We start from the raw sequence: 21,285 nt of genomic DNA on the forward strand, positions 1-21,285 counted from the left end.
GTTACCGGGTCACCGCCAGGACATCCGCCGCGGTGAGCGTGCGCAGCTCCGCGGTGTCCGGCATCCGGCCGAGCAGCCGGAGCCGCTGTGACTGGACCTTGCGCACCCCCTCGAACAGCCGCCGGGCGTCGCGGGCGTTGCCGAAGTTCGGGTCGTCGGCGATGCGGGCGAAGTAGTCCCGCAGCACCGGCGCGGTGTCCTCCTCCAACTGGTAGTCGCCGCCGTTGACCATGCGCGTGATGATCTGGACCAGCTCGTCCGGCGAGTAGTTCTCGAACTCGATGGTCTTGGAGAACCTGGAGCCCAGTCCGGGGTTCGCGTCGAGGAACTCCCGCATCTCGGCCGTGTAGCCGGCCACGATCACCGCCACCTCGTCGCGGTGGTCCTCCATGAGCTTCACGAGCGTGTCGATGGCCTCCTGGCCGAAGTCGCCGCCGGAGCCCGCCTGCCTGGACAGCGTGTACGCCTCGTCGATGAACAGCACGCCGCCGAGCGACTCCTCGAACACGACGGACGTCTTCTCCGCGGTGTGACCGATGTACTGACCGACGAGGTCCCGGCGCGACACCTCCCGGAACTGGCCCTTCGTCAGTACGCCGAGGGACTTCAGCAGCTGTCCGTAGGTGCGGGCGACGGTGGTCTTACCGGTACCGGGCGCTCCCGCGAAGATCAGGTGGTGGCTGACCGTGCCGACGGACAGCCCCGCGCGCTTGCGCCACTCGTTGACCTGGATCTCGTCGACGACCGCGTGCACCTCCGACTTCACGCCGGGGAGCCCGACCATGGCGTCGAGGTCGGCGAGCAGGTCGTCGAGACCGGTGTCGCCGCTGGAGGTGGCCCGCCTGGCAGGCTCGGTGACCGTCGGCGTCGCGCCGTCGGCCACGAGGATGCCGGGCGGGGCGGAGTTCTCCACCTGGCACTCGACGATCGCGCCGGCGCACCCCGCCGCGAACGAGATGCCGACCCCGCCGACGTCGTGGACCCGGCACCTGCGGACTTCCGGTCTGCTCTGCTGGGCGACCGCGATGCCCTCGTGCCCTGTCCGCGCCACGTCGCACTTCTCGATGACGGGCCGCGCGTACTGGTAGACGTAGATGCCGCGCTGCCCGCAGTCGGTGATCACACAGCCACGCAGCTCCGGGTCGGCGCCGAGGCCGATCACGACGCCGTCGCCCGCCACGTTGGAGACCGTGGTCTCCTCGATCCGACCCGACGAGCTCTCCACGACGACGCCCTGCTCGGCACCGTCCACGACGCACCTGGCGACGGTGAACCTGCGGCAGCCCCGGACGGCGACGGCGGGTCCCTGCGAGGCGGCGAGCGTGCAGCGCTCCAGTGTCAGCTCCACGTCCTCGGCCTGCACGGCCGCCGCGGTCGACCGCAGCGTCAGCCCGTGCAGTGTGAGCGAGCCGCCGGAGACCGCGAGCACCGGCCAGTCACCGCCGGTGCCGTCGAGGACGACCTCGCCGCCCTCGTGGGCGCGAATGGTCAGGCGGCGGTCGGCCAGCTCGAACGTCTCGGCGTACGTGCCTGCCGCCACGGCGATCACACCGTCGTCCGGTGCGCTGCCGAGCGCGTCGCCGATGGTCGGGTAGGCGCCGTGCCTGCCGGGCGCCACCAACAGCGTGCGCGAGCCGACCATGGTCATCAGCCGGCCCTCTCGATCAGCCAGCCCCGGTCGGCCGCCTTGACCCCGGCCTGGAACCGGCTGCGTGCGCCGAGCCGGTTCATGATGTCGGCGACCATCCGCCGCACGGTCCGCACCGAGACGCCGAGCCGCGCCGCGGCGGACTCGTCGGTGCTGCCAGAGGACAGCAGGCCGAGCAGCTCCTTCTCCCGCGCGGACAGCTCCGTGGCGTCGGGCAGCTCGGTCGGGCTCATCGGCACCGCGGTCAGCCAGACCCGTTCGAACAGCTCGGTCGTCGTGGTGACCACGGACGAGAGCCGGAACACCGCCGTGCTCTGCGCACGGCCACCAGCCGTGCGGTCCACCGGCAGCACCACGACCGAACCGTCGATCACGAGTGCGTCCGTCGGCACCTCGGCCACCGACCGGGTGTCCGCGCCGGACAGTGCCAGCGTGCCGAGCCGGGTCGCGAGTACCGGTGCGGTGCGTGCGGTGTCCGGCACGATCACCCGGTAACGCACGCCGCGCCGCAGGTTCTCGTGGTCGATGCGGCGCGGCCCGCCGATCGGGTCGCGTGCCGCGACGGACAGTGTGGACATCACGAGCACCTCGCGGGTCGCCGACGCGAGCAACGCCTCGACGCCGGCACTGGACGGACCGCGGGTGGCGTGTCCGGAAAGGACGGTGACTGGGTTCTCCGCTAACACGGTCATGGCAGGAACACTCCGATCGGAAGCGAGGCGGCGACACCGGAGAGCTGGCCGCCGTCGAGCCGCGCGAGGCGCACGCCCAACGGCGCGAGCCGGTTCGTCATGTGGCCCGCCGCGGCGTCGACGGCGGCCTCGGTCGTCGCGGCGAGGCGGAGGGTCGCGTGTGCCATCGGTTCGCCGCGCCGCTCGGTCCGTGCGCCGAGCGTGAGCGTCGAGGCCACGCCGGGCACGCCGGCGAGCAGGCTGCTGACCATGCCCCTGGCCTGGGTGCCGGTCAGCGCACCCCAGCCGGTGAGCCGGTAGGTGGCCTGGCTGACCGGGCCGGTGCGCCAGAACCGCCAGTCCTCGCGGACCTCCGTGCGACCGCCGGTGACGTGTGCCAGGCCCGCGATGGCGGACAGCGCCTGCTCCTCGGTGAGCGGCTGGGCGGGCACTCCCGCCCGGTCGAGTGCGCGTCGGACGCGGCGCATCGCGTTGCGCAGGGCCAGGGTGAGCTCGGCGTCGACCGGGGTGTCGACCGTCCTGGCGGCGTGCACGGCCACCAGCAGGCGGCGGGGCATGTCCTGGCGGATGCCGACGTGGAGCACGAGCTGCACACCGAAGAGGTGATCGCCCGCGGCCGGGAGCAGCGCGGCGGGCATGGGCAGGCGGCCGAGCAGCTCCGGTGTGAGGTCGCGGGGCTTGAGCGTCGCGGTCAGGCCGCCCTGGTGGCTGATGGCCATGGCGGGACCCTGGCTGGTCTCGACCGTCCGGGGCGTCGCGCCGGGCAGCAGGTTCTCCAGCAGCGCGAGCGTCGTCCCGGGGACGCCGCCGGACGTCGGCAGGTCACGGCGGCGGGGCCTCGCGAAGAACGAGGCCGCGAGACCGACCAGCTCGTACAGCCAGCGACCGCCTGCCCGGACCGTCGTCATGGCCAGCAGGACCGCGGCGCCTGCCGAGGTGAGCGAGAGGACCGGCCACGGCTGCCGCACGGTCAGCAGCACGCCCAACGCGGCGACCTGCCAGCAGATCACCTGCATCGGTGACAGCTTCCGGACGTACTCGCGGGTGTTGGCGGTCCAGGTGTGCCTCGGCGGGGTTGGGGCTGCCGGCGCGACGGGGGTGGGGCGCGCCGGCAGGATCGGGGGGCTGAGCAACAGCGGTCGGGTGTGGAGATCGGTCTCGGGGGCCGCCTGGACGAGCGGCCGTGCAGCGGCACGCGCGGCGGCAGCAGCGCCGATGCGCAAGGGTGGAGCCACTTTCACCGGTGTGGCCGCCGTGGGGCTCGCGGGCTGGTTCGCGCCACGCTGGGCGGCGAGTGCGTTTCCTCGTGGTGTCGCGTCCACAGTCACCTCCTGTCGCCGGCCGACGGTATGGACCGGTGACGGGGACCGGTCCCGGCCGGGCCCGTCCTGTTCCGGCCACGTTCCTCTTGGTGCTCTGGTTGACGGCTACGGTTCTGTCCGAGCGGAGCTCGCGGGGCGAGCCTCGTTCTTGGTGGACCACGATCAACCACGGCACATTAGGTTTCGATGACATGCGGGTGTTGGTGGTCGAGGACGACGAGGACCTGCGGATCTCCGTCTCCATCGAGCTGGCGTCCACCGGGCTCGAGGTGCTGTCCGCACCCGACCTGGTGACCGCGGACGCCGTGCTGCGCGAGGACGGCTTCGACTGCGTGGTCTTCGACCGGATGCTCCCCGACGGCGACGCCCTCGACTACGTGCAGCACCGCCGCCGTGCGGGCTGGGCCGTGCCGGTCCTCTTCCTCACCGCACGCGACTCGGTCGCCGACCGCGTGGCGGGCTTCGCCGCGGGCGGTGACGACTACCTCGTGAAGCCGTTCTCCGTCGCCGAGATGGCCGCGCGTGTGCGCACGCTGTGCCGCCGGTCGGACGGCAGGCCGTCCGTGCTGCGCCACGCCGACCTCGAGGTCGACTGCGCACGCAGGGCCGTGCGCCGGGACGGTGTGCTGCTCACCTTGTCGGACAAGGAGTTCGCGGTCCTCGAGTACCTGGCGATCCGGCCCGACCAGGTGGTCTCCCGCTCGGACCTCATCGAGCACTGCTGGGACGCGTCGGCCGATCCCATGTCCAACGTGGTCGACGTGGTGGTGAAGCGACTGCGCCGCAAACTGGGCCAACCGGAGCTGATTCACACGATTCGCGGGCGTGGCTACCGCCTCGGGGCATACGGTCCCCTCTCGTGAAGGGATCGTCCGCCGACCGGCTGCGGCGGCTGCGATGGGTACTGACCCTGATGTTCACGGTCATGAACGCCATCGGCCTCGTGGTCTTCGCGTGGCTCGTGATCAAGGCGGACAGGGACAGCGGCGAGAAGCAGATGGACCTGGAGCTGTCGCGGGTCACGTCGACGGTGTCCAGGCTGGTCGGTGCGGACGGTCAGGCCGTGGTCACCGCGCTCGTCGGCCAGGACGAGATCTACCAGCAGTGCCCGCAGTTCGCCGTGCTGCCAGGCGGTGCGGGCGACTTCGACCCGCTGTACTCGGCACGCGAGTGCGTCCGGATGGACCCGGCCGTGCTCGGTGGGCTGGCGCAGGACGCGGCGCGGGCCGGGCGGGAGCTGTACGGCTACAAGCGCGCCGAGGACGGCCGGATGGTGCGGGTCCGGGCGCAGCCGTTCCGGGGCCAGTCCGCCTACCTCGGCGCGGTCGTCGCGGTGAGCGACGCGGAGCCCATGCTGGCCGAGCACGACAACCTGGTGCTGTGGGTGGTGCTCGGGGCGACCGTGTTGACGGGCAGCCTGGCACTGGCAGGCCATCTGCTGTCGGCACGGGCGATCCGGCCCGCGGTCGCGGCGCTGGAACAGCAGGAGGTGCTGCTCGCCGAGACCGCGCACGACCTCCGCACGCCGGTCGCGGCCCTGCGTGCGCTCGCGGAGACGGCACTGCGCAACCCGACCCAGCGCGGCGACCTCCTGCCCCGCACGGTCCGGCTCGCGTCCCGCATGGGCAGCATCATCGACGGCCTGCTCGTCCGCGCCAGGCTGGCGGCCGGGGTGGAACGCCTTGCCGTGCAACCGGTCTGGCTGGACCAGCTCGTGTCGGGGGTGGTCGAGGAGACACCGACGGACGGCTCGAACGTCACGCTGACCGCCGCGCCGTGCAAGGTGATGGTCGATCCGACGCTGCTGCAGCGGGCCATCGGCAACCTCCTGGACAACGCACTGCGCTACGGGCGCCAGCCCAACGAGCCGGCCATCGTGCACATCACCGTGGCCAACGGCCGGGTCACCGTGGCAGACCACGGCCCCGGCGTGGACGGCGACTTCGCCGACGACGCCTTCGACCGGTTCCGCACGGGCAGCGGCTCCTCCGGTCTCGGCCTCTCGATCGTGCGTTGGGTGGCGTGGGCACACGGTGGCACGCTGTCGGTCTACAACGCCGAGGACGCGGGCGCGATCTTCGAGCTGGCGCTGCCTCCGGTGCCGTGAATAGTTGCGCAGTCAATGTCGCTGACCGGAAGTTGCCATCGCCAAAGGATGGACGTTCCCAACCCGATACTTTTACGGTGTGGCCATGACCGACAAGGCGGCGCTCGTGAGGACCTGGCGTGCTCGCGTGCCGGTGGTGGCTGTCGTCATCGCCTGTGTCGCCGGAGTGGTCGCCGCGGTCACCGGTGCGGCCAACCCCGTCTCCGCCGTGCAGTTCCTCCTGCCGGGCCACTGGGTCTACAACGTGTCGCTGCAGTCGGTGTTCCACGTGGACGGATCGACCGGCGACGTCGACGCACGGGCCTCGGTGCCCGGCGGGCCGGGTGACCAGGTCTTCCAGGGTGACACCAGCGGTTACGTGGTCGGCGACTCCCGCATCACCGAGTTCGGCAAGTCGAGCCTGGCGGTCGAGGGGACCACCACGCCGCCCGCGCGGGAGATGCCGGTCGGTGTCGAGATCGCGGGCGGGCCCTACCTGGTCTACCGGGAGAGCGGCAAGATCGTCCGCCTCGGGGACGAGCACCTCGTGCTCTCGCTCGGCGGTCCGGTCGGTACGCCCGTCGCGACCGGCAACGGCACGCTGTGGCTGCCCCGCACGAAGGCGGGCCTGCTCTGCCGGCTGCCCGCCGACGCCGACCAGGTCTCCTGCCCGGTGCTGCTGCCCAAGAGCCACGTCGGCGCCCTGTCCGTGGTCAGCGACCGGCTCGTCTTCGTCGACACCAGGACCGACACGCTCCAGGTCGTCGAGGACGACGGCCTCGGCGAGCCGAAGGACCTCGGCGTCGACCTCACCGCGGACGCGCAGCTCGCGGGCACGGACGTCGCGGGCCGCCTCGCGATCCTCGACGGCGACCACATGCTCCTCGTCGACGCCGGTCTCGGCACCGCCGGGCTGGAGCGGGCCGACCCCGTGGACGTCGACCTCGGCGAGGGGGAGTACTCCGGACCGGTCGCCGCGGGCTCGGTCGTCGCCGTCGTCAACCGCACGACCGGCAAGCTCCTCACCTACGACAGCGAGGGCAAGCACAAGCAGACCAAGGACCTGCCCGCAGGCCAGGGCGACCCGCGCCTGACCCGCGGCGAGGACGACCGCATCTACGTCGACGGCGCGGGAGGCGAGCACGTCGTGGTCATCGACCGGGACGGCGGCTTCGCCGACGTCCCGATCCAGGGCGAGGGCGGCAAGGACGGGACACCGACCCCGACCGGCGGGAGGGACCCGGAGGCCCCGGTCGGGACGCCGGAGCACAGCACCGAGCAGCCCGACCAGGACCCGCCGCCGCGAGAAGACCCGCCGCCCACGACACAACTGCCGCCGCCCACGACCCAGAAGCCGCCGCCCGTGACGGAGCAGGAGACGCCGCCGCCCTCGGTACCGCCGAGCCCGCCAGGCGCACCGACCGGTGTCGGCGCGACGGCAGGTGACGGGGTCGCGACGGTCACCTGGGGTCCCGCCCCGGACAACCGCGCCGCGATCACGGCCTACCGGATCACCTGGGCGGGCGGCGGGACCACTGTGGCGGGCACGGCACGGACCGCCACAGTCAACGGGCTCACCAACGGCACCTCGTACGTGTTCACCGTGTCCGCGGTCAACGGCGTCGGTACCGGGCCAGGCGCGTCCGCCAACCCGGTCACCCCCGTCGCGCCGCCGCGACCCGCGGGCCAGGCGACCCAGCTGCAGGTCCTGCTCAACGGAGACGGCGCACTGTTCGACTGGGACGCGCCCGCCGACATGGGCACGGGCACGTTCACGCACTTCATCGCGACCATGACCGGCGCGCCCGACCAGACGGTGACCGGCCCCGCCGCAGGCTTCGACTTCGACCCGTCGCAGCCCGGCACGCTGACGTTCACGGTCAGGGTCGTCACCACCACCCCGGACGGGCAGCAGCTCGTCGGCCCCGTGGCGACGACGACCAAGGCGGTCAGCGGCGGCTCGGTGACCGTGAGCCGCGGCCCGGCTACCGAGGAGTGGTGTGGGGAGACCGACGCCTGTGCGTGGATGCACGTGGTGCTGAACAGCATGCGGCCCAACACCACCTACCACCTGCAGCCGTACTCGGACGACCCCGGCTACAGCAACCCGGGCGGCGAGTGCACGACCGACGCGAACGGCTACTGCGACACCGATCAGTTTGCCTATGCGGGGGTCGGCCACACTGTGTGGATCGTCGTGACCGATCCGGGCGGCGTCGACACCCGTTCGAACGACTTAGTCTGGGAGGCCGGGTGACTCACCCCTCCGCTGGTCAGGTGTACGAGCTGATCGCGGCGAACGTGCAGGGCGTGATTCGGGGGAAGCCACAGCTGGTGCGGCTCGCGGTCGCGGGTCTGCTCGCCGAGGGACACCTGCTGATCGAGGACGTGCCCGGTCTCGGCAAGACGACGCTCGCCCGCTGCCTCGCGCGCAGCATCGGCGGCACGTACAGCCGCATCCAGTTCACCCCCGACCTGCTCCCCGGTGACGTGACCGGCGTGCAGATCTACCGGCAGGGCAGCGAGACGTTCGACTTCCGACCCGGCGGCATCTTCGCGAACGTCGTCCTGGCCGACGAGATCAACCGCGGCACGCCGAAGACCCAGTCGGCGCTGCTCGAGGTGATGTCCGAGCGCACGGTGACCGTCGACTCGGTCCGCCACGAGGTGCCGAGGCCGTTCCTCGTGGTCGCCACGCAGAACCCCATCGAGATGGAGGGCACCTACCGGCTGCCGGAGGCGCAGCTGGACAGGTTCCTCATGCGGCTGTCGGTCGGCTACCCGAACCTCGAGTCGGAGGTCCTGGTGATCATGAGCGACTGCGCGGGCGTCGGTCCGGACGAGCTGTCGCCGGTCGTCGACATCGCGACGCTGCGCCAGGCCGTGGCACAGGTACGTGCCGCGCACATCGACCCCGCCGTCGTCGAGTACGCGGCCCGGCTCACCGCCGCGACCCGCACGCACGTCGCGCTGCGGTACGGCGCCAGCCCGCGCGGCAGTATCGCCCTGGTGCGTGCCGCCCAGGCCGTCGCCGCGACCTACGGCCGCGACTACGTGACCCCCGACGACATCAAGGAGGTGGCGAAGCCGGTACTCGAACACCGGCTGATCCTCACCTCCGACGCCGAGCTGAACCAGCGGAGGACGAGCGACGTCGTCGACGAGGTACTGGCCGCGGTCCCCGGGCCCGTGGTCGGCTCGCCGGTCGCGTAGTGCCTCGGTTAACCGGCCGGGGCTGGGCGGTCCTGCTCGCGGCGGTCTTCGCGTACGTGGTGGGCGTGCTGGTCGGTTTCCCGGTACTCAGAGCACTCGGTGGCGCGGGTGTCGGCGTCGTCGCCGCCGCCCTCGTCGTCACGGCCCGGCGGCCCCGCGTGACGGTGAGCCGCGAGGTCTACCCCGACCGCGTGCAGCGTGGCCGTCCCGCGTTCGCCCGGCTGCGTGTGCACAACGACAGCACCCGTCGCCACGGCGGCTTCACCGCGGGCGACCGTGTCGACGGCGGCTACCAGGCCGTCGCGGTCCGCCCGCTGGCACCCGGCGCGGACGCGGTCTACCACTACGAGCTGCCGACCGTCCGCCGCGGCCGCATCCAGGTCGGTCCGCTGACGCTGGAGCGCGTCGATCCCCTCGGGCTCGGCCGCAGCCGCCTCACCAGCGGTGAGCTCGCCACGATGTGGGTGCACCCCAAGACCTACCCGGTGCACGCGCTGGTCGCCGGCCACCCCCGCCACCACCACGAGGGCCGCACCAGCGACGACTCCCCGCACGGCACCCTCGACCTGCGGGACGTCCGCGAGTACGTGCCCGGCGACGAGGTCCGCCACCTGCACTGGAAGGCGACGGCACGCACCGGCCGCCTGATGGTCCGCGACTACGTCGACCCCAACCAGCCGCGTTTCACCGCCCTGCTGGACACCCGGTCGGCCCTGCTGCCGCCGGAGGTGTTCGAGGAGGCCGTCGACCTGACCGCGTCGCTGGTCAGCGCGGCCGCCGCGGCAGGCTACTGGTGCCGTCTGGTGACCACGGGCGGCGTGGACCTGAAGCTGCGCGGCGGCGGGGCCTCGGCGCGCCAGATGCTGGACGAGCTGTGCGAGCTGGCGCCGCTGACCGGCACCGCGCCGCTCGTCCCCGTGCCACTGACCCGCACCGGCGACCGGGGCGGCTCGCTCGTGGTGGTGCTCGCCGCCGCCTACCGCGAGGACCTGAACTCGGTGGCCGCGCTGCGCCCGCACTACGCCTCGACCGTGGTGATCACCCTCGCGGGCGGCACGGCGACCGGCGTCGACGTCGCCGTGCCGGGTGTCCAGGTGATCAGGGCGCCGAACGCGAGAGGCGCGACCCGCCGCTGGAACGTGGCGGTGGCCGGATGACCTCTCGTGCCGCCACCGTCGCCGTGCTCCTCGCCTCGGCCGGTCCGGGTCTGTTCTTCGCCCCGGTCTTCGGTCTCGGCCCTCTGGTCCTCCCGCTCGCCCTCGTCGCGGCGACCGGCCTCGTCGTGGTCGAGGCGTGCCGGCGCTGGCAGGCGCTCGTGCCGTGGCGGGCCGTGCTCGTGCTGGTCGTCGGGCTCCTCGCGCTCGTGCTCGCGCTCCTGTTCCCCACCACCGTCGGCGGCCTGCCCACCGGCGAGACCGTCCGCGCGCTCGCGGCGGGGCTCACGGACTCCTGGCAGCTCACCCTGCAGTCGACGTGGCCCGCCCGCGCCGATCCCGAGCTGCTGCTGTTCGTCCCGCTGGCCGCGCTCGCGTCGGTCGTGCTCGGCGTCGAGCTGTTGGGGCGGTCCCGGTGGCCGCTCGTCGCGCTCCTGCCGGGGCTGGCGCTGCTCGGGCTGAGCCAGGCGTACGTCGCGCTGACCGGGCTCACCGCCATGCTCGCCGCGTTCGGGTTCGCGGTTGTCGCGGCCGTGCTGCTCACCGCGACCTCGGTCGAGACGGTGCCACGCGGCACCGGGAGACCCGTCGTCGCGGCACTGGTCATGGTCCCGACGCTCGTGTTGGGTGGCGCGGGCGTGCTGCTCGGCTCGGCGGTGGGCCCGGCCGACCGGCAGGTGTTCTCCCTGCGGGACACGCGTTTCGCGCCGCTGCCGCCCGACCGGGTGGCGAGCCCGCTCGACGAGCTGCCCGACCGTGTCCGCAACCCGGACCAGGAGGTGTTCACCTACTCGACGAACGCCCCGGTCGACCGGTGGCGGCTCGTCGTCCTCGACCGTTTCGACGGCACCAACTGGACGCCCAGTGTCCAGCCGCGCAGGCTCGGCACCGAGCTGCCGCCCGCGGCGTCCGTCACGGTCCTGCCGGTCGAACAGAGCGCGCACGTCGAGTACGCCGACCCCGAAAGGCCGTGGCTGCCGAGCCAGGCGCTGCCCGCGTCGGTCACCGGCCTCGCGCCGCTGGTCGACGAGACGTCCGGGACGCTGCTCCTGTCCGGGGGTGCGGGGCCGGTGAGCTACGACCTGTCGTGGTGGGAACCGGACGTCGCGGCCGACGTCCTGGGCAGGGCGGCCGTCGACTCGACGGCACGCACCGGTTTCGGCGACCTCGGCAATGTGCCGGACGGCATCGTCACGCTGGCACGGGATGCGGTGCGGGACACCAGGCCCGCGTTCCAGACGGCGCTGGTGCTCGAGCGGTTCCTTCGCGAGAACTACAGCCTCGCGACCGGCGACGACCTGCCGAGCGGCAACGGCTGGCCGCAGCTGTCGGCGTTCCTGACCGACACCAGGCGCGGCACGACGGCACAGTTCGCGGCGGCCTACGTGGTGCTGGCCCGCATCATCGGCCTGCCGGCCAGGATCGCCGTCGGCTACCGGGCGAGCGGCGCAGGCCGGGACGTCGTCGTGCACAACCGTGACGTACTGGCGTGGCCGGAGGTCGCGGTGGAGGGCGTGGGCTGGGTGCCGCTCGACCCGGCGGGTGTGCCGAGCGGCAAGGGCGGCAAGGGCGACGGCCTTGCCGAGGTGACGGCACGGGCGCGTGACAACCTGCCGGAACCGGACGAGGTGCGTGACCCCGAGCTGCCGGAGGACTCGTCGGCCGACGCCGATACCGACTCGGGTGGCGGGTTCTCGTTCCCCTTCGTCCCTGTCTCGGTGGCCGTGGCGGCACTGCTGGTGGCGTGGCTGCTCGGTGCGCCGCTGGCCAGGGTCGTCCGCGGTCGGGTCCGGCGCCGTGGGCCGGGGGCGCGAGCGGTGGCGGGTGCGTGGGCGGAGGCGCGGGACCGGTTGCGGGCACACGGTGTCCCGTGCTCGGCCGGGATGACGGTGCGGGACCTGGCGGGCGCCTCCGGTGCGCTGGACCGGTCGGTGGTGACGGGCCTGCACGACCTGGCCCGCTCGGTGGACGTGGCGCTGTGGTCGCGAACGGGCCCGTCCGAGGCGACGGTCGGTGAGGCGTGGTCCGCGGTGGGCGAGGTCCGCAGGGGACTGGCCCGCTGCCCGTGGCCTGCCAGGGTGCGTGCGGCACTCGACCTGCGCACACTGCTCCGGCCGTGGCGCTGACGACTCAGCTGATCTGGTCGAGGGCCGCGCGCCAGGCACTCTCCTCCGGCTGCGGCGCGACGTACTCGTGGGCGACGATGTGCGCGAGGAACTCCGGCTCCGGTGCGATCCCGTGCGTCCGCACGTAGTACTCCAGGGCGGCACCCCAGATCCACGTGCCGTCCGTGAGCGTCGACATCGGCACCACCCGCCCGTTCGCGGGCGTGATCCGGTCGAGGTCGGACCCCCAGATGCGGACGATCATCCTGCCGCCACCGAGGAAGTCCGCGATCCTCGCGCGCTCCGCCGGGTCGGTGACGATCGGCCGCCCCGGCGCGAACGTCCACTCGCCGTCGGCGTCGCGCCCGTCGAAGAGCGTGGCGACCCGCATCAGTTCCCCTTCCCCGCCGAGACGTTCCTCGGCTCGTAGGTGCGCCAGTCACCCGGCTGCGTGCCCGGTGGCTCGTTGTACACCTCGAGGGTGCCGGAGGACAGCGTCGGGAAGTCGCCCGCGACGGTGTCGCCCCTGACGTGGACGGGCACGCCGAGCAGGTCGGCGAGCCGCTGGACGAAGTGGGCGTCCACGTGTCCGTCGCGGACCTGGAGGCGGGCCGGGCCACCCGCCCAGTCGCCGCTCGCGGTGACGAGGTCGGCGAGCTCGTCCGGCCAGAGCCGCTCGGCGCCGGTGTAGAGCGACGGACCGGTCCGCATGAGCGTCAGCTCGCCGAGGTCCTCGACCGGCGCGGGCTCCTGGACGGGACCGAACCGCACGTCCTCCCCGTCGGGCCACCACTGGCCCTGCCGTATCGCGGACCAGTGCGGATACGGCGACGGTGGCGTGCCATGCGACGACGTGTCGTCGGGCGCGGCCTGCTCGGTGACCCTCGGGTGGTAGGCGATCATCCGTCCGTTGGGCGGCACGACCGGGATCAGCGTCCCTGCCTGGTTCATCGTCGCCGTGCTCACGAACAACCCGTTCGCGGTCAGCCCGACGTAGTCCGACGGGGCGTGCACAGTGACCCCGAGCAGGTCGGCGAGCTGCTGTGCGAACCCGTTCTCGAGCTGTCCCGTCTCGCAGGCCAGCAGCCGGATGTCCTCGCCCTGCCAGTTCGGGTCGGCCCTGATGAGCGCGGCGAGGTCCGCAGCACTGAGCCGGTCGTCGCCGATGCGGACGAAGTCGGGGCCGCCGTGCATGTCGATCGTGTACTGACCCGGTTCCACCGGCACCTGGTTCGCCATGTCGAGCAGTTTCTGGTCGCTGCTGGCGTAGAAGGCGCGGCCGGCGGGGGTGGCGACGCTGTCGTCGAGGTAGGACTGGAGATCACCCGCCGGTTGGGTCGCGTCCTGGCCGCCACGCAGGCCCTCGGGTTTCCGTGCCGCCAGCAGTTCGTGGTCGGTCGGCATCGGGGTGCCGGTCTGCTTCATCTCCTGGTACGCCTGCCACAGCCGGTTGAGGTCGTACTGCGCCTGGCGCATGGGGCGGGCGTCGCCGGTGCGGTTCCAGTGCGCGGTGAAGACACGCACCCGCTGGGTGAGCCTGGCCAGCCGGTCCAGACCCACCAGCCGGGGCCCGGTCAGCGACCAGGGCCTCGGCTCGTGGAACATCAGCTCCCGCTCGTGGGCGATGAGCGCGTCGATGTGGTCGGGGAACGTCGTGTCGCTGGGGTTGAGCACCGGCGGCACCCGAGGCGCGGGCGGCGGGTTGTTCGGTGTGGTCTGCCCGTTGGCGGCCGCGGTGATCTCGCGGGTCCAGAAGTCGACGAGGAACGCCCTGCGTGCCTCGGCTTCCAGCTGCTCGACGGGCCGCTCCTTGGCCCGGTCGGCGAAGATCGTCTCGTCGACGGCCACCTGTTCGCTGCGGCGGAACAGGTAACGCAGCCCGAAGGAGGCCGCGACCGTCGACGCCACCGCGCCGATGACCACGATTCCGGTGGTGCCCTGGTTGAACAGCAGTGCCGCGCCGACCATGAGGCCTTCCATCGTGACGGCCTGCATGGCGTGCAGCTTCATGAACGCCTGCCAGCGCTGGTGCCCCCTCGGCCGGTTCGTCGCGGGTGTTGGCGCGGGCGGCGTGGCGGCCCGCATGTGCGCGACCCGGCTGGCGAGCGTGGCGTTGACCCGGCCTGCGGCGGCCTCCACCGCGTCGACCTGAGCGGTGAGGTCGGCCATCATCTGGTTGAGGACCCGTTGCTCCAACGCCACCTGCTCGGCCATCTTGTTGCCGAAGTCGTGGTGGACCTGGGCGATGATCTCGCCGTACTCGTTGGTGATGAACCGGCGGTCGATGAAGGCGTTGATGATCGTGCCGAGCACGGCCCGCACGCCGCCGGTGAGCACCGAGTCGATCGCGGCGTTGATAGTGGCCTGGGTCGCCTGCGCACTCTGGTTGCTGTTGGTCTGCTGGTGACCGCCGCCAGGCAGCTGCGGGTGAGCGGGATTGCCGGGCTGCGCAGGGTTGACGGGATGGCCGGGGTTGACCGGGTTCGCCGGGTTGGCCGGGTTGACGGGATTCGCGGGGTTGGCGGGGTTGCTCGGGGTTTTCGGTGCGGCGGGCCCGTTCAGCCCCGGCAGGAGCTTGCTGCCCGCGTCACTGGCGGCACGCGCGATGTCGCCGCCCTGTCCCGCGGAGTTGTTGGCCGCGTACCGGTGCGTGCGGGTCTCGTTGATGTCCGCGGGGTTGACCGGGGACGCCGTCGGTGCCGTGCCGGTCGGGTTGGTCCCCGCGATGTTGTCGATCCGGTCGAGCAAGGCGGACAGCTGCGCGACGAACATCGTGTCGAAGTCGGCGGCCACCTGGTCCTTCTCGCGGCCGACCTGGTCGAGCAACGCCCACTCACGCTGGACGAGACTGTTGCGCAGGTACCGCTCGACGACGGGACCGACCAGGGTGGCGAAGGCCGCGACACCCCAGTGGGCCACGGCGTTCCAGAACGGGAGCCCGGCCAGGGTGAGCGCGGTGGCCGCAGCCGCACCGATGACCGCCGGGCCGCCCCGCGCCACCACCCGTACGGGGTAGGACTGGTACTTGGCCGGGTAGGTCGAGTCGGGAGCAGGCTCGACGGGCGCCAGGCTGGGCACGTTGGCAGCGCGGACACGGGCGAGCAGCGGGTTGAGCAGCTCGGCACGCCGCTTGGCAGCCTCGTAGGCCCTGATCTTGGCGGCGATCCCGTGCCCGGAGTCCACGTTCTTCTTGTCGAGCCTGCCGTACCAGCGCTTGATGATCGTCCCGGAGACCGAGCCGGCGACCGCGGCCGCCGCGACACCCGCACCCACTATCGGCGCACCGCCAAAGGTGGCGATCATGCTGCCTGCCGCGATACCGGGCAACACCTCGGCGGGCAGGTGCAGCAGGAGGAACGCCTTCCACTTGGGATACCCGTCCGGCGGCTTGGCCCAGGCGGGCCGCCGGTCCCCGGGCTTGACGTGCCGGTCGACGACGTCCCCGACCTCGGTGACGGCCCGCCGCTGGGGCGAGACGTCGTCGTCGGGATGCACCCCGAGGTGCTCGACGAGCGCCCGCATCTCACGAGCGATGCGGTGCCGCCGAACCAGCCGGAGCCGAGAGGTTTCCTGCCTGGCCCGGTCGAGGTTGTTGACCTCGGCCTGCCGCCCGTGGTCCGCGACGGAGGGTTCGGTGTGACTGCCGGGATGGCTGTTGGCGTCCAACACGTTCGTGGTGGTCTGCGTGCCGGCGACGAGGGCACGTGCCTGCGCGAGCGCGTTGGCCACGGCTCGCTCGACCTGATCGGGCTCCAGCTGTGCGGAGATCCGCATCTCCACCTCGTTGTTCCCGACGATCTCGACCTCGGCGACGTCGTCGGAGTTGAGCGTGGAGGCGAAGACCCGAGCCCGGAACGACGGCCCGACGCGTGGCGCGACCTCGAACCGGTTCCACCCCAGATCCGTGACCCGGACCCCGGCATCCCGCCCAGCGGTGAGCATGGCCCGCTGCGCCCGCAACTTGACCAGCAGGTGGTTGAACGCGGCGGTCGGCTTCACCCCGAACTTGGAGTGCGGCACCGCCTTGACGCTCTGCACCCGACTCCGAGGCCCCGGCGCGGGCGTCGGCTGGTTCTGGGGCCCGGGAGCGGGAGGTGACTGAACCGGCCGAGTGGGCTGGCTCTGGTTGTTGGCGTTCGGTGCGGGTGGCTGGACGGGTTGTGTTGGCTGGGTGGGCGTGTTGGTCGGCTGCGGTTGGTTCTTCGGCGTCGGTTGGGGAGCCGGCCGAACCGGCGAGGTGGACTGGTTGGCCGGTCCGGGCGACGTGACAGGCGGCCCTGGCTGGGTGGGCTGGGTCGACGGTTGGACTGGCTGGGTGGCTTGGTTCGACGTGGGTGGCGGACCAGTCGGGGTGGCCTGGTTCGGCAGCGTCGGCTGGGACTGAGTCGGCTGGGTCGGTGGCTGAACCGGCTGGGTAGGCCCATTCGGCGAGTTGGGCTGAGTGGACGCGTTGGTGGTGTTCGCCGGGTTCGGTGTCGTCGGCGTCGACTGAGTGGGTTGTGTCGACGGCTGAACGTGCTGGGTGGGCTGGTTCGGCGGCGTCGACGGCTGGACCGGTGGAGCGGGCGTGTTGACGGGTCGCTGCTGGTTGGCCGGTCCCGGTCCAGGCTGGTTCGACTGGTTGTTCGGCGGGGCGGGTCGAGTGCGCGGAATGGGCCGTGGCGGCGCAGGCCGGGGCGGGGTAGCCGGGTTCGTCGGAGGCGTGTGGGGTGGTGTTGGTGCAGTGGGTTGGGTCGGCGGCTGAACCTGTTGGGCGGCGTGGTTCGGCGGCGTTGATGGTTGGGCCGGCGGAGTGGGTTGCGTGCGCCGAAGGGGCCTCGGAGGCGCTGGTCGAGGTTGGGTTGACGGGTTCGGTGTGGCCGGTTGCGACGGGGACGGCGGCACAGCCTGAGGAGGAGGTTGGACGTGCTGGGTGGATTGCTTCGCCGGGGTTGGTTGTTGGGCTGCGGGAGTGGGCTGGGCAGGCCCCGTTGGTGTGGGTTGCGTAGGGGGATTCGTCGGGGTCGGTTGGGCTGATGTTGCTGTGGTGGGTTGGGTGGGAGGTTGGACGTGCTGGGCGGGTTGGACCCGTCGGATGGGCCTTGGCGGCGCGGGTCGAGGCTGGGTGGAAGGACTCGGCGAGGGCTGAGCAGGCGGTTGGTTCTGCTGAACAGGGGTGTTGGCGGGCGGCGGCTGGTTCGACGCCGGTGGCTGGGCTGGCGGGACGGGTTGAGCCCGTGGAACGGGTCGCGGCTGAGTCGGCTGCGCGGGATGGGACTGCGTGTTCGTGGGTCCGGCTGGTGCGGCCGGACCAGCACTGGCAGGCGTCGCCGGCTGGGTTGCCGTGATGGGCTGGTTCTGAGGTGCACCCGGTTGCGAAGGGCTCACCGGCGGAGTGGCCGGTGCGTTCTGAGTCGTCGGCGGAAGCTGAGCAGGGCCGGGCTGGGTATGGCTTGCCGGAGCCGAACCCGGGGTTGGACTGGAGCCCGGCGTGGTGGGTGCCGTGCCTGGGCCGGCCGGTGCCGAATTGCTCCCAGGCCCAGGATTGGCCGCGTCCGGGTTGCTCCCGGACCCGGGAGCGTTGCTGGAGCCCTGGCCGCTTGCCGGGCCCGGCTTGTTCCCGGCAGGCGGTCCGCCGGGTGGCGCCGAGGGCGTGGATCCGTTCGACGGACCCGAGTCCGGCGTCGGACTCGGTGGCCCGCCCCTCAGCAGAGGTGGCGGCTCAGTCGGCCGCCGGAGCGGGGCCTGGGGGTCGTCGGCGAAATGGCCCGGTTCGTCGTGGTAGCCGTCCGGGTGGTAGACGCGTTTGCCCGCGTTGGTCGGCACGTCCGGCATCAGCCCCGCGCAGTTCGGGCAGTACCAGGCCGCCTTCACACCCTCCCCCCGGAGGAACTGGACGTCGGTGACGAAGTCGTCGAAGGCGGCGTCGTCCCTGGCGTGCAGCCCCAGGTTCACCGCGTGGACCTCCGCGTGCGACAACGGATCCGCCTCGTACGGCAGGTCGTGGTACTCGTCCTCGATCGGCCTGCCCGAGTGGTCGAACTTGGCGTACCCGTTGGGTTTGCGCAGTGCGTCCAGGCGTTCCTGGAGCTTGGGGTGGGTCGCCACCCTCTGCGGCCCGTTGACCGCCTCGAACACCTCGCCGGTCACCGTGTCGATCGCCAGCGCCACCAGGTTGCCCGTGAGGTTCCGCTTGACGTGCTCGCCTTGCTCCATCTCGTGGTTCAGCGGCACGTCCGGCTGTTGACGCGGCCTCGTCTCGAACGGCGCCGCGGGCCGTGACGGGGGGTTGTTGCCCTCGAACCGGGTCTCGTCCTCGAACCGCTGGGAGTTCCAGTACTGCTCCACCCTGGTCTCGGCCAGGCTGCGCAGCTTCTCCTGCACGGGGACGCCGTCGATCGCCGTGATCCGGCCCGACTCGTCCCTGGTCAGCCGGTCCTCGGTGAAGCGGCCGATGGAGTGCGGCCTCGACTGCAACGGCGCCATCGGCGTCTCGTCCGGCTGCGGACTCCGCTCCGACGGCGGTGTCCCCGGCGGCGTGCCACCCGGGGGCGCAGAGTCGTCGTTCGACTCGGACGGTGTCGGCGGCCTCCCGACCCTCGTGCGTGTCGGCTTCGGCGCCGCGGGTTTCGGCGCGCTGTCGTCAGCGGGGGTGGCGGCAGTCGCTGCCGCGGCCTGGGTCGCGACCACGGCCCCGGAGGACGTGATGACGGACCGGGGCGCCTCGTCCTTGCTGTCCTTTGTGGACTCCCCGGTGGTCGCGGGAGCCGTGTCACCGGATCGCTGCGTGACGGCAGGCGCGGCTGCGTTCGCCGGGGTGGCGTTGCCCTGCGGCGTGGTCGTGGCGGGCTTGCTCGGGGTGGCGTTCGCGGGCTGGTTGTTCGCCGTGGAGCCGCCCGCCTGCCCGGACTGGCCCGACGACGTCGTGTGCGTCGGGGCGTTGCCACTCGTCTGCGCCGAAGCGTTGCCGGTCGCCTGCGCGGGGCTCGCGGTGGCCTGGGTCGTGGTGGTGTGGACGGGGCCGGAACCCACGGGAGTCGCGCCTGTCGTCCCGGTGGGCTGGCCGCCCATGGCCGACTGCGAGACGGTCTGCGTGCCGGGATCGCTCCTGACGGTCGTGGTGTCGGTCGTCCCCGACTGCGTCGTGTCGCCATGGCCTCCCGACTGCGTGCCACTCTGCTGCGAACCGCCGGTGTCGCCACTCGCCTGGTCGCCGGAGGCGTTGACGTCACCGCCGGTGTGCGCACCACCAGCGTCGGTGCCACCGGACTGCGTCCCACCGGTGTGCGTCGTGCCCGTGTCACCGCCGGTCTGGGTCCCGCCGACATCGCCGCCACTCTGCGTTCCGCTGGTACCACCGGTGTCGCCTCCGGTCTGACTGGCGCCGGTGTCACCGCCGGTCTGGGTCCCTCCGGTGTCACCACCCGTCTGGCCACTACCGGCGTCGCCACCGGCCTGGCTGCCACTGGTGTCGCCACCGGCCTGCCCACCACCGGTATCGCCACCGGTCTGGGTGTTGCCGCCGGCTTGGTTGCCTCCGGTGTCGCCCCCGGTCTGGGCTCCACCCGTGTCGCCACCGGCCTGGCTCCCGCCTGCGTCGCCGCCACTCTGCGTTCCGCCTGCGTCGCCACCGGTCCCGCCGGCCTGGCTCCCGCCTGCGTCGCCGGCAGTGCCGCCGGTCTGGGTCCCGCCTGCGTCGCCACCGGTCCCGCCGGTCTGGGTCCCGCCTGCGTCGCCGGCAGTGCTGCCGGTCTGGGTGTCACCGCCGGTCGCCCCGGCCTGAGTTCCCCCGGTATCGCCACCCGTACCGGCCTGGGTGTCGCCGCCGGTCCCGCCAGCCTGTCCGCCGGTGTCACCGGCTTGGGTCCCGCCGGTCTCCCCGCCTGTACCGCCAGTCCCGCCCACCTGGCTGTCGCCCCCGGTACCGCCCTGCCCCACCCCGGAGTCGGACGACCCACCAGGCCCAGCCGGAGTCCCACCCGGCGGCGTCGACGACGAACCGTCCCCACCCCCCGCCGGAGTCCCACCCGGCGTGTCCACCCCAGGCAACGGACCAGGATCAGCAACCGGCGGAGTGTTCCCCGCGAAACGGTCCGCCCAGCTCTCGACGAGCGCCTCACCACCAGGATTCCGCTGCTGCACCGCGTCGATGACCATCGACCTCGGCGCGCCCACGAGACCCGACGACAACCCGTACTGGTTCACCGCATCCGCGTAGCCGCGCAGGTCGGTCAACGCGTCGAGGTCGTCGTAGTTGTCGACGATGTACCCCGCCGCCGGGGACGTCAGCGCGTTGTTCCCCGCCGACCCGATGCCGGCTGCCAGGTTCCGCGCGATGGGCGTCGGCAGCACCGCCCCCAGCCCGCGCTGGGTCGCCTCCGTCAGCGGCTCCGCGAGCTTGCCGACACCCTCACCGAGCACACCACCGACCGCGCCGGTGACGGCCGCCCTGAGCGTCTGGTGGAGGTCGAGCCCGTCGCGGGTCCCCATCGCGATACTGGTCAGCTGGGTGGCCAGGTCGACGACCGTCTCGTCGATCGCCTCCTTGCCCACCTCGACACCGAGACGCGCGAGCATCGGTATCCCGCGGGCCAGCGCACCGGCCAGCGTCCTGCCGACCATCCCGGCGAGCATCGACGTGATGCGCCCGGCCACGGCACGCGCGAGGCCCTGGGCGAGGAAGCCGCCGCCCGGAATGGCCGACAGCGCCGCGAACAACACGATGTTGACGGCCAGCTCGACCAGGATGTTGATCCGCGCCTCACGGATCTGGTTGCCGTAGTCGTGGACGCCGTCCGCGAGCACGTTCATGTTCTCGGCGATCAGCCGGAAGGCGTCGGGCAGCTGGCGCAGGATGTACGCGAACTGCGCACCGGCGGTGTCCAGCCACACCGTCTCCGACACGTTCGCCTGCGTCTCGAGCGAAGTGGCGGTGGACTCCAGGATCCTGGCCACGCCACGCCACTCGGCCGCCAGGTCCCACGCGTCCTGCTCGTCGTCAGGCGGCCACAGCTGGTCCCATGACTTGTCCTTGACGCTCTCCCAGAACCCGACCGGGTCCGTCGGCTCCGGCATCGCCATGGCGG

Annotated in this window: 11 protein-coding genes; 6 read left to right on the forward strand and 5 right to left on the reverse strand. The window is 72.4% G+C overall.

The window, feature by feature from the left end; genetic code table 11:
- Window position 1: 1 nt before the first annotated feature.
- The 3 genes from CLV71_RS41780 to CLV71_RS41790 are packed head-to-tail and all read right to left on the reverse strand — an operon-like array spanning window position 2 to window position 3,662.
- Window positions 2–1,648, reverse strand: a complete 1,647-nt coding sequence (locus CLV71_RS41780) for a right-handed parallel beta-helix repeat-containing protein (RefSeq protein WP_133908502.1) — start codon at window positions 1,646–1,648, stop codon at window positions 2–4.
- The gene (locus tag CLV71_RS41785) at window positions 1,648–2,340 is read right to left on the reverse strand and encodes a helix-turn-helix transcriptional regulator (protein ID WP_133908503.1); all 693 of its coding nucleotides are present in this window, start codon (window positions 2,338–2,340) and stop codon (window positions 1,648–1,650) included. Before CLV71_RS41785 ends, CLV71_RS41780 begins: the two co-directional genes overlap by 1 nt.
- Complete coding sequence (locus CLV71_RS41790) at window positions 2,337–3,662, reverse strand: type VII secretion protein EccE (RefSeq protein WP_208297995.1); 1,326 nt, start codon at window positions 3,660–3,662, stop codon at window positions 2,337–2,339. The genes CLV71_RS41785 and CLV71_RS41790 overlap by 4 nt, the downstream gene beginning before the upstream one ends.
- A 191-nt stretch (window positions 3,663–3,853) precedes the next feature.
- Between CLV71_RS41790 and CLV71_RS41795 the strand changes: the two genes are divergently transcribed.
- The 6 genes from CLV71_RS41795 to CLV71_RS41820 all read left to right on the forward strand — a co-directional run bounded on the left by CLV71_RS41795 (window position 3,854) and on the right by CLV71_RS41820 (window position 12,241).
- Window positions 3,854–4,525, forward strand: a complete 672-nt coding sequence (locus CLV71_RS41795) for a response regulator transcription factor (protein WP_208297996.1) — start codon at window positions 3,854–3,856, stop codon at window positions 4,523–4,525.
- A complete protein-coding gene (locus CLV71_RS41800) occupies window positions 4,522–5,769 on the forward strand; it encodes a sensor histidine kinase (RefSeq protein ID WP_243867314.1) in 1,248 nt (415 codons plus the stop codon). Before CLV71_RS41795 ends, CLV71_RS41800 begins: the two co-directional genes overlap by 4 nt.
- A gap of 85 nt (window positions 5,770–5,854) precedes the next feature.
- The gene (locus tag CLV71_RS41805; RefSeq protein WP_133908505.1) at window positions 5,855–8,005 is read left to right on the forward strand and encodes a fibronectin type III domain-containing protein; all 2,151 of its coding nucleotides are present in this window, start codon (window positions 5,855–5,857) and stop codon (window positions 8,003–8,005) included.
- Window positions 8,002–8,961, forward strand: a complete 960-nt coding sequence (locus CLV71_RS41810; protein ID WP_133908506.1) for an AAA family ATPase — start codon at window positions 8,002–8,004, stop codon at window positions 8,959–8,961. Before CLV71_RS41805 ends, CLV71_RS41810 begins: the two co-directional genes overlap by 4 nt.
- Entirely contained in the window at window positions 8,961–10,118 is a 1,158-nt protein-coding gene (locus CLV71_RS41815) for a DUF58 domain-containing protein (RefSeq protein ID WP_133908507.1), read from the forward strand. The genes CLV71_RS41810 and CLV71_RS41815 overlap by 1 nt, the downstream gene beginning before the upstream one ends.
- Window positions 10,115–12,241 (forward strand): transglutaminase family protein, encoded by a 2,127-nt coding sequence (locus tag CLV71_RS41820; protein WP_133908508.1) that lies wholly within the window; start codon window positions 10,115–10,117, stop codon window positions 12,239–12,241. The genes CLV71_RS41815 and CLV71_RS41820 overlap by 4 nt, the downstream gene beginning before the upstream one ends.
- A gap of 4 nt (window positions 12,242–12,245) precedes the next feature.
- Here the strand turns inward: CLV71_RS41820 and CLV71_RS41825 are convergent, their stop codons facing one another.
- Window positions 12,246–12,611, reverse strand: a complete 366-nt coding sequence (locus CLV71_RS41825) for a hypothetical protein (protein WP_133908509.1) — start codon at window positions 12,609–12,611, stop codon at window positions 12,246–12,248.
- Window positions 12,611–21,280, reverse strand: coding sequence for a WXG100-like domain-containing protein (locus CLV71_RS48180; protein ID WP_166664473.1), 8,670 nt, complete (start codon window positions 21,278–21,280; stop codon window positions 12,611–12,613). Before CLV71_RS48180 ends, CLV71_RS41825 begins: the two co-directional genes overlap by 1 nt.
- Between the last annotated feature and the right edge of the window lie 5 nt (window positions 21,281–21,285).

Origin of the sequence: Actinophytocola oryzae (assembly GCF_004364325.1) — a bacterium.
GTDB lineage: Bacteria > Actinomycetota > Actinomycetes > Mycobacteriales > Pseudonocardiaceae > Actinophytocola > Actinophytocola oryzae.